General features: G+C 36.2%; 6 protein-coding genes. 4 read left to right on the top strand and 2 right to left on the bottom strand.

Annotated elements, in window-relative coordinates; all coding sequences use genetic code 11:
• On the bottom strand, nt 1-668 hold a 668-nt coding region (locus J0M08_12895; GenBank protein ID MBN8703957.1), incomplete at its 3' end, for an NADP-dependent malic enzyme.
• Nucleotides 669-746: 78 nt separating this feature from the next.
• Between J0M08_12895 and J0M08_12890 the strand changes: the two genes are divergently transcribed.
• Nucleotides 747-1,436: an NAD-dependent deacylase gene (locus tag J0M08_12890; protein ID MBN8703956.1), complete on the top strand. Its 690-nt coding sequence runs from the start codon at nt 747-749 to the stop codon at nt 1,434-1,436.
• Between the two features lie 39 nt (nt 1,437-1,475).
• Here J0M08_12890 and J0M08_12885 read toward each other — a convergent pair whose 3' ends face one another.
• Nucleotides 1,476-3,308 (bottom strand): serine hydrolase, encoded by a 1,833-nt coding sequence (locus J0M08_12885; protein ID MBN8703955.1) that lies wholly within the window; start codon nt 3,306-3,308, stop codon nt 1,476-1,478.
• 206 nt (nt 3,309-3,514) lie between these two features.
• On the opposite strand from J0M08_12885, the gene J0M08_12880 reads away from it, so the two are divergent.
• The 3 genes from J0M08_12880 (at nt 3,515) to J0M08_12870 (ending at nt 8,581) form a co-directional block, all read left to right on the top strand.
• Nucleotides 3,515-4,783 carry a hypothetical protein gene (locus J0M08_12880; GenBank protein MBN8703954.1) on the top strand — a complete coding sequence of 423 codons (1,269 nt, stop codon included), beginning with the start codon at nt 3,515-3,517 and terminating at the stop codon, nt 4,781-4,783.
• Nucleotides 4,784-4,878: 95 nt separating this feature from the next.
• The gene (locus J0M08_12875; GenBank protein MBN8703953.1) at nt 4,879-6,357 is read left to right on the top strand and encodes a hypothetical protein; all 1,479 of its coding nucleotides are present in this window, start codon (nt 4,879-4,881) and stop codon (nt 6,355-6,357) included.
• Nucleotides 6,358-6,442: 85 nt separating this feature from the next.
• Complete coding sequence (locus tag J0M08_12870) at nt 6,443-8,581, top strand: SPOR domain-containing protein (GenBank protein ID MBN8703952.1); 2,139 nt, start codon at nt 6,443-6,445, stop codon at nt 8,579-8,581.
• Nucleotides 8,582-8,622: the final 41 nt, after the last annotated feature.

Below are 8,622 nucleotides of genomic sequence, written 5' to 3'. Positions count from 1 at the left end.
CCTTTGCTATCTAGCATTACAATGTTTTCTTTTTTAGCTCCAACAGCAATGTAAAGTTTAGCACACGATATAGCAGATGCACCTGCACCATTTACCACAATTTTTACTTTGTCTAATTTTTTGTTTGCAATTTCGCATGCATTAATAAGTGCTGCTGCAGATATAATGGCGGTTCCGTGTTGGTCATCGTGCATGATAGGAATGTTGAGCATTTCCTTTAGTCTGCGCTCAATTTCAAAGCATTCCGGGGCTTTAATATCCTCTAAGTTTATTCCGCCAAAAGTAGGTGCAATGTTTTTTACGGTTTGTATAAACTCATCTACATTTTTAGTATCCACCTCAATGTCAAACACATCTATGTCTGCAAAAATTTTAAATAGCAATCCCTTGCCTTCCATTACGGGCTTGGATGCTTCCGGGCCTATATCTCCCAACCCCAATACCGCTGTGCCATTTGAGATAACCGCTACTAAATTGCCTTTGGCAGTGTATTTATAAACATCTTCTTTGTTTTGTTCAATACGCAAACATGGCTCTGCCACACCTGGAGAGTAGGCTAAAGATAAATCTCTTTGCGAACTATACGGTTTTGTTGGTACTACTTCAATTTTTCCAGGTCGCCCTTGCGAGTGGTAATCTAACGCGTCTTCTTTTCTAAACTTATCCATATAATTATCACTTTGTACTAATATAAAAATATGTTTTAACTTTTTGCCTTATTTAGTATTAATAAAAGCCATTCAAAAATGAAAAAACTAGTAGTTTTTACAGGTGCGGGAATAAGTGCAGAAAGTGGGATAAAAACATTTAGAGGAAGTGATGGTTTGTGGGAGAACTATAAAATAACCGATGTAGCTACTTTTGATGCATGGCAACGAAATCCGGCAATGGTGCTTGATTTTTACAACCAAAGAAGATCACAGGTAATGGCTGCGGCTCCTAATGAGGCACATAAAACATTGGTAGCGTTAGAAGAATATTTTGACGTTCATATTATTACCCAAAACATTGACGATTTGCATGAACGAGCAGGTTCTAAAAAAGTACTGCATTTGCACGGGGAGATAATGAAGGCAAGAAGTACTGTAGATGATAGGTTGATTTATGAATTAACGAAACCGGAGATGAAATTGGGCGATACTTGCGAAAAAGGCTCTCAGTTGAGGCCTCATATTGTTTGGTTTGGAGAAATGGTGCCTAAAATGGAAATGGCGCAGTCTATTGCTCAAACGGCAGATGTTTTTGTTGTGATAGGAACTTCTTTGCAAGTGTATCCTGCTGCAGGATTGATAGACTTTGTAATGCCCAATGTTCCGATATTTTTGATTGATCCGAGTGATGTTGCTATAAAGAAAAATCTAAATATTGCCATTGTAAAAGAAAACGCATCGAAAGGAGTAAAAATACTTTTTGAACAATTGATGAAAAAAGTTTAAGAAAAGAGTTTTTGTATTTTGAAGCTATCTAAAATGTACTTAGTTACTTAGAAATATTTTTTTTACATATCTAACATTAGATTTGTCTAACAGCTCTACAAAATATATTCCTGTTTTATAATCTATTAGAGTGTAGTTGTTTTCACTATTTCTAATTTCCGTATCCATAACTACACATCCCTGCTGGTCGTATATTCTAATGTGCACAGGCGTTGGATGCTTATTAAGTTTCACTGTTAAGTAATTCTCCGAAATATAAACAAGATAATTAGTGCTAGAGAGATGATTGTTTGAAGATGCTCCCAGTAAGTTAAATGTAGCATTTTCTGCGCAACTAATTTTGTAAATTATTTTATTTCCTGTAATTGTATTCTGAGAATATTCAAACGCCTGTATGAAATAATTTTTAGTTGGGTTTAAATTTTTTAGAATAACCGAATCTTTACTGCCTGTGTAAACAGCAAACGTGTTGGGCGAAAATTGAAATCCGTTGCCAAATGTATCGCTAGCATAATAAAACATTCCACTTTGTGGATATGTTTTCACTAACGAATCTTCGCTACAAATTAAAAGACGTCCGGTCCCGTTTCCATTTATCCATTTTATTTTTGCAGATGTACCGGACACCGGCAACGTAGCAATAGATGAAACATTTATCGAAGGCGAGAAAAAATTATGTGTAGGCCAAACAGTTGTCGTGTTTATACAATTCCATGGAAGTGCATCCAAATCATTCCAAAAATTTGGACTGGAATAAGGTCTAGCGTTTAATAAAATACTCCAGGTATATTCTCCTGATGTGCGTGCAATAAAACTTGCAGTTCCATCTAAGCTTCCTGTGTGCCACCAGTTATTAGCAGGATTAACTTCCCACCCCTTTGCATAAAATGGATTAGTAGTAGATGGTGTTCGCATTTGTAAAATACTTTGACTTGTTAAAATATCCGGAAACGTGGTGTAGCTATCAACCGCAACAATTAGTTTTACTAAATCTTCTGCTGTTGCAATTAACCCACCATGGCTGTTCATGGCTTCTAAATTCCAACCTCCGTATTGCCATGGTACTTTTTGATTAGTGCCATAGCATGACAAGGTAGAGTCGTACGCTTCGTATTGCACCTCTCGTTCTTTTGGTAAAATCGTATTCCCTAGTTCAATGTCGCAAATACCCAGTTGATCGAATAATTCAGTTTGTAAAAAATCTATATATTTTTTACCCGAAATTTTTTCAATCACTTTTCCTAGAATTAAATAGCCCATATTCGAATAAGCAAAAGTGCTTCCGGGAGTGTAGTTCAATCCTTTTTGAAGCGTAAATTTAATGAGTGTTGAATCTCCTACCGGGTTGGGTTCTCCCAACGAAGCTGTTACGTGCAGCGGAAAGCTAAGTGGGTCGCAAAAAGAAAAAGTATCGCAAGGTTGCGTCCTGTCCCATCCTGCGGTGTGTTCTAAAAGTTGTTTTATTGTAATCGAAAAAATTCTGTTGTCTGATATTGCATTCAAATAATAGGTGTCGGTAATTATTTTGTTGCTCCCAAATACAGTATCTGCAAGTGTTAGCAGACCCATGTCTATTAATTTAAAAATAGCAATAGAGGTAATGGGTTTGGAAATACTTGCAATTCTAAATTTATGGTATGGTCTTAAACTGTCTGTTCTGGCTATGTTCGAATAACCAAATGATCTGTTGTAAACCAAATTTCCTTTTTTTGTAATTGCAACGCTTGCTCCAGGAATAGAATGTGCATTAACAAAATTCTGAATTAAGCTATCCGATTTTTTTAATTGAAAAACAGCAATGCCGGTTTGTGCAATAGAAAATTTTAAAAGTAGTAAGAATGCTGAAAATACAGCTATTTTGAGGTGTTTCATTTTTTTATTTTCATCAAATTGTGCACCTGTTTTGTAGGTGAAAACAGGTTAATCTACACTGTGATTATTAACAAGTCAATGTTTGTAATTAACAATTTACTAACAAAGAATCAACAGGTCTATATACTAGATTTGTTTCTATAGGCATGACAACTTTATCGCAAATATTAGTTATTATTGTGTTGATAACCAAAATCAACACAGCTATGCGTTTAGCCAAAAAGTTGATGTTTGTTCTAATAATAACAAACATTGGTGGAATTGTGATTGCACAAACCACTACAAATCAAACAAATCCTAAAACAGTTGCCCCTGAAGACACTGCTAATGTTGAAAGCAAGTGGCCTACCATTGGTGTAGGTGCCGGAGTACTTGTGTATTTCGGAGACCTCAATAAAGGAGATGCAATTAGCCAGTACAGCCATATCAGAGCCGGGTACCACATAAATGTCGAAAAGCGTTTTAACGCACCTTTTGGCGTTGGACTTAATTTGTTAGTCGGGAAACTAGCGCTAAGTCAGCGAAGTAACGACCCTGCTAAAAATTTAAATTTTGAATCCCCAATTACCCAAATAGGAATAGCTGGATATTACCATTTGGACGATAACAGAGTAATTAAACGCAGCTCTGAAATCGCTCCCTATGTTGGTGTTGGTGTTTCTATGCTAAAATTCAATCCGAAAGGCGATTTACTGGATGCTAACGGGAATCCATACCACTATTGGACAGATGGCTCAATCAGAGATCAATCGCAAGCTACAAGCAATTATTTCGAATCGAATACCATAAAACGCGATTATAAGTACGAAACAGAATTAAAAGATTCAGCTACAAGTTATCCTAAAACAACTATTACTATCCCATTAACATTAGGTTCTCGTTTTCAGTTTAATGAAAATTGGCACGGAAATGCTTTTGTTACTTACAATTTAGTGTTGTCCGATTATATAGATAATAATGCTTCTAAAAAAGGTAATGATGCCTTTTTGCACACAGGCTTCTCGGTTATATATAGCTTTCCGCTCAAAGTAGTAGATGCGCCTATATACCAAGGAGTAGATCTTTTAGCAATAGACAAATTAGATAGCGATGGCGATGGTGTCCGAGATGCAATTGATGAATGCTTAGATACGCCAGAAGGGGTGAAGGTTAATTCAAGAGGATGTCCTAAGGACGATGATTTAGATGGAGTGCCTGATTATATGGACAAAGAGCCAAACACAAAACGTGGAGCATTTGTAGATGATAATGGAGTTGCAATAAGCGAATTGAAATTCGAACAAAAGATGGCTGAATACGATTCAGGTATCAACCGTTCCAACTTATCATACCAATACGGAGATTACGACAAAAACAAAGATGGATTTTTTACAGCCGAAGAAATGAAATCGGCATTAGACGACTTTTTCGCAGGTAAATCAAAATTAAGTGTTGAAGCAATTCAACAGATGATTGCCTTTTATCTGCGTCAATAAGGTTGGTAGGGCTGCTTTTGCTATAGTTATATAGTGTATCAGTTCTACCAACCCGAATAGGGTTAGGTAAAACGTTCACTAATAAACTATAGCGTATGATAAAGTACATCTTAATCTCCATCAATTTGGTTGGATTATTCTTCTTAAATTTATTTTTCGAAGAACCTGTTTCTGTAACAGCCGATATTCCTTCCATAGCAGGACTACGACAAGAGTTCGTGGTTGAAGTAGTAATTACTAAAGGCAGTGCCTCAGGTTTTGCCAAGTTACAACAAGAATGGCCTAAAGGATTTGAAGTTACTCCTATAGAAACACAAGGAGCCTCTTTTACCTTTACCAATCAATCTGCAAAATTTATTTGGACAAGCCTTCCTGCAGAAGCAGAATTTAAAATTTTATACTTGGTAAAAATTGGTGATGATGCCGTTGGTACAAAATCAATAAAAGGCAAATTCTCCTATGTGTCAGATAATAATAAATTGTCTGTAGATATTCCGGAAAATACCATGACCATTACTGAGGATGAAACAGATCTTTCTGCATACAGCTTAGAGAAAAAGAAAGGGGGAGTTACTACAACTCCTGTTGCAGCAACTGCACCAACAACTACAGAAACTACACCAACCGAAACTGTTCCTTCTCAACCAACAACTATAGAAACACCTGCAAATACCGAGACTCCTGCAGAAAGTCAGCAAAAGGTTGCTACAACAGAAACTCAAACAACACCAACGCCTAGCACAGAAACTACAGCAACCTATGCTAATGTTGCAACCTCTACAACACCTGTAGACGTTGTAACAGAAAGAAAAATGCCATCAGAAGCAGAACGAGAGTTTACCGTAGAAGTTATAATTGATAAAAAAACAATTTCAGGATTTGCAAAATTACAGGAGAATATACCGGATGGATTGGTTGCGTCTGCTATAGAGTCGGCCGGAGCTAATTTTTCATTTGCAGATGGTCAAGCAAAATTTGTTTGGTTAAATCTTCCTGCAACGGAAACAGTAAGAGTTGTATATAAAATAACCGTTGGTCCTAATTTAGTTGCTCAAAAAAATATTGATGGAGTTTTTTCTTATTTAGAGAATGACGAAACTAAAAAGGCGTTTATCAAAGCATCGCCTGTTTATGTAAACAATATGTCTAGCGGTACTGACGCTATTGCGGAAACTCCAACTACTACAAATACAACTCCCGCTACAAACAATGCTGCTGCTGATAATACAGCAACAACTGCACAAGAAACAACGCCAACTGCATCCAACGCTACGGTTCCTGCATCGCCAAACGGAGTTAATTACAAAGTTCAAATTTGTGCAATACACAGAAATGTTGCTACAAGCTATTTTCAACAGACCTATAGTATTTCAGAAACTATTAATATCGAGAATCATCAGGGGTGGGTAAAATATACTGTTGGTGGATTTAATGAATACAAGTCTGCTAGAGACCATCGCGAAAAAATTAGAAACAAAGGTGTTGTGGGGCCATTTGTAACTGCTTATAATCAAGGTAAAAGAGTTACTGTGCAAGAAGCATTAATGATTACTAGTCAGCAGTGGTATAAATAATAAGCTTTTGTTTTTCACTAATATTGAAAATACTAATTAAAAGTTTATATTAGTGGAGTAAAATTAAACAAGACATTTTTTTCGTATGATGCGAAAATTTACATTTTCATTTGTATTCATTTTTTTCTTACATATAATTCTGTTTGGTCAGTCTCCTGAAACCCAAACAGACGATAGTCCACTTCCTAAACCCACCATATCATTGGGTGTTGGGCTTTTCTCATTTTATGGGGATTTATACGAAAAACATTTTCAGAATCCATTAACAAGTAGAATAGGTTATGAGCTAATGCTTACACAACCTATCAATAAGGCATTTACCATAAATTTATACACAAACATTGGAAAACTATCTGCAAACGAGCGCTTAACGGATAGAAATCTAAATTTTACATCTGATATCCGTTTAGGTGGAATTGGTGTAATGTACAACTTCAACCATTTTCTTAAAAAGGACAGAGCTTTTAGCCCATACATATTTACAGGATTTGAATCATTTGAATTTTTATCTAAAGCCGATTTAAAAGATAGAAATGGTAATACCTATTATTATTGGTCGGATGGTTCTATTAGAAATGTAGATGAAGCAAGCACTACAAATACAGCCGGTACCGTTATTCTTCAACGTGATTACGATTTTGAAACAGACATTAGAGAACAAAATGCAGATGGTTTTGGGAAATATCCTGAGCGCTCTTTCGCAGTTCCGGTAGGTGTTGGATTTTTAATGCATTTATCAAAAAAAGTAAATTTACGTGTTGGGTCAACCATGCATTTTACCTTCACAGATTATATAGATGGAATATCAGATAAAAGTGTAGGCTCAAGACAAGGCAATAAGCAAAAAGATAAATTTTTATTTTCTACCGCGTCACTTTCCTATAACTTAGATTTTCTTCCAAGCAGTGATTTAGACACATTGCCTGCAAATCATTTTGATGGAGTTGATTTTATGGCAATTTGGAACGAAGATACAGATGCCGATGGCGTTTTAGATATAAACGATTCGTGTGCAAATACTCCTTTAAATGTGCCTGTTGATGCAAAAGGATGTCCATTTGACGATGATAATGATGGTGTTTATAATTATGCTGACAAAGAATTGAAAACACCTCCGGGCTCGTTTGTAAATATGGATGGCGTTCAATTAACAGATTCAATGTTATTACTCGCGCGTAATATTTATTTAGATTCAACCGGACTATTTGCTTCTATGGAATACGAAAAGCATGGAAGTATGATACCCGGATTTACTGGTATTCCGAAGAGAGAATATACTGTTTTGCTTGGAGCCTACAAATCCGGAATCAAGCCTGAATTAATGACTAAGTTTTTAAGTATAAAAGATGTAATTACGACCAATTTAGCCGATTCTTCTACTGCTTACACAGTAGGAAAATACAAGAACTTTACCGAGGCAATGATTAGAAAAGAGAAAGTTCCTCAGGATAGTATGATGAATCCTAAGGTTGTTTATTTTATGAATGGAAAATACATAGAAGAAACAGCTGCAAGTTATGAGGCATATCAAAAGGAATTGGCTGCCGGTGCATCTTCATCTTATGCAGGCTCGTCTCAAAATCAAGCAGGAAGCTCTAATGGAGGTATTCCTACCGCAAATATAAATACCAATGAACCTGTGTTTAGGGTGCAATTAGGAGCATATAGAAAACAGCTTTCTGCAAATGTGTTTCCGGGTATAACCGATTTAGTGGAGATTAAAACCGAAGATGGATTGTACAAGTACATGGCAGGTGCGTACTCTACTTTTGCAGAAGCTGCTGCTAGGAAAATAGAGATTGTTACACAAGGCTATAAAGGGGCGTTTATTACTGCTTACAAGGGCGGAAGCCGAGTAAGTTTGGTTAGCCAAGGTGCTACACCTGCTAACCCTAAAAAGGTAGTTAAGGAAGATTTGTCAGAGCCGGGACCTGCCGTAAATACATTCAATAAAGGTTTGGTTGTATTTAAAGTACAAGTAGGTATTTATAAAGGAGAACCTCCTTCTGATATGCAAGCCAAGTACAAAACTATTGGAAATGTAAAACGTGAAATTACAACCACCGGTTTAAGTAGATATGTAACCGGAAGTTACAACGACTACAAATCTGCACTTAAGTTAAAAGAGGAAATGGCTAAAAAAGGCTTTGGCGATGCATTTGTGGTGTCTTTCTACAACGACCAATATATTACTATTCAAGAGGCTTTAGAGCTTATTAAGTAATCTTATCTCTTTATTTTCAAATAAAGTATTGCCATTTTGGC

Source organism: Bacteroidota bacterium, from assembly GCA_017303975.1.
Classification (GTDB): Bacteria; Bacteroidota; Bacteroidia; order JAFLBG01; family JAFLBG01; genus JAFLBG01.
The sequence above is the reverse complement of the archived record's forward strand: the minus strand, read 5'-3'. Positions and strand labels throughout refer to the sequence as shown.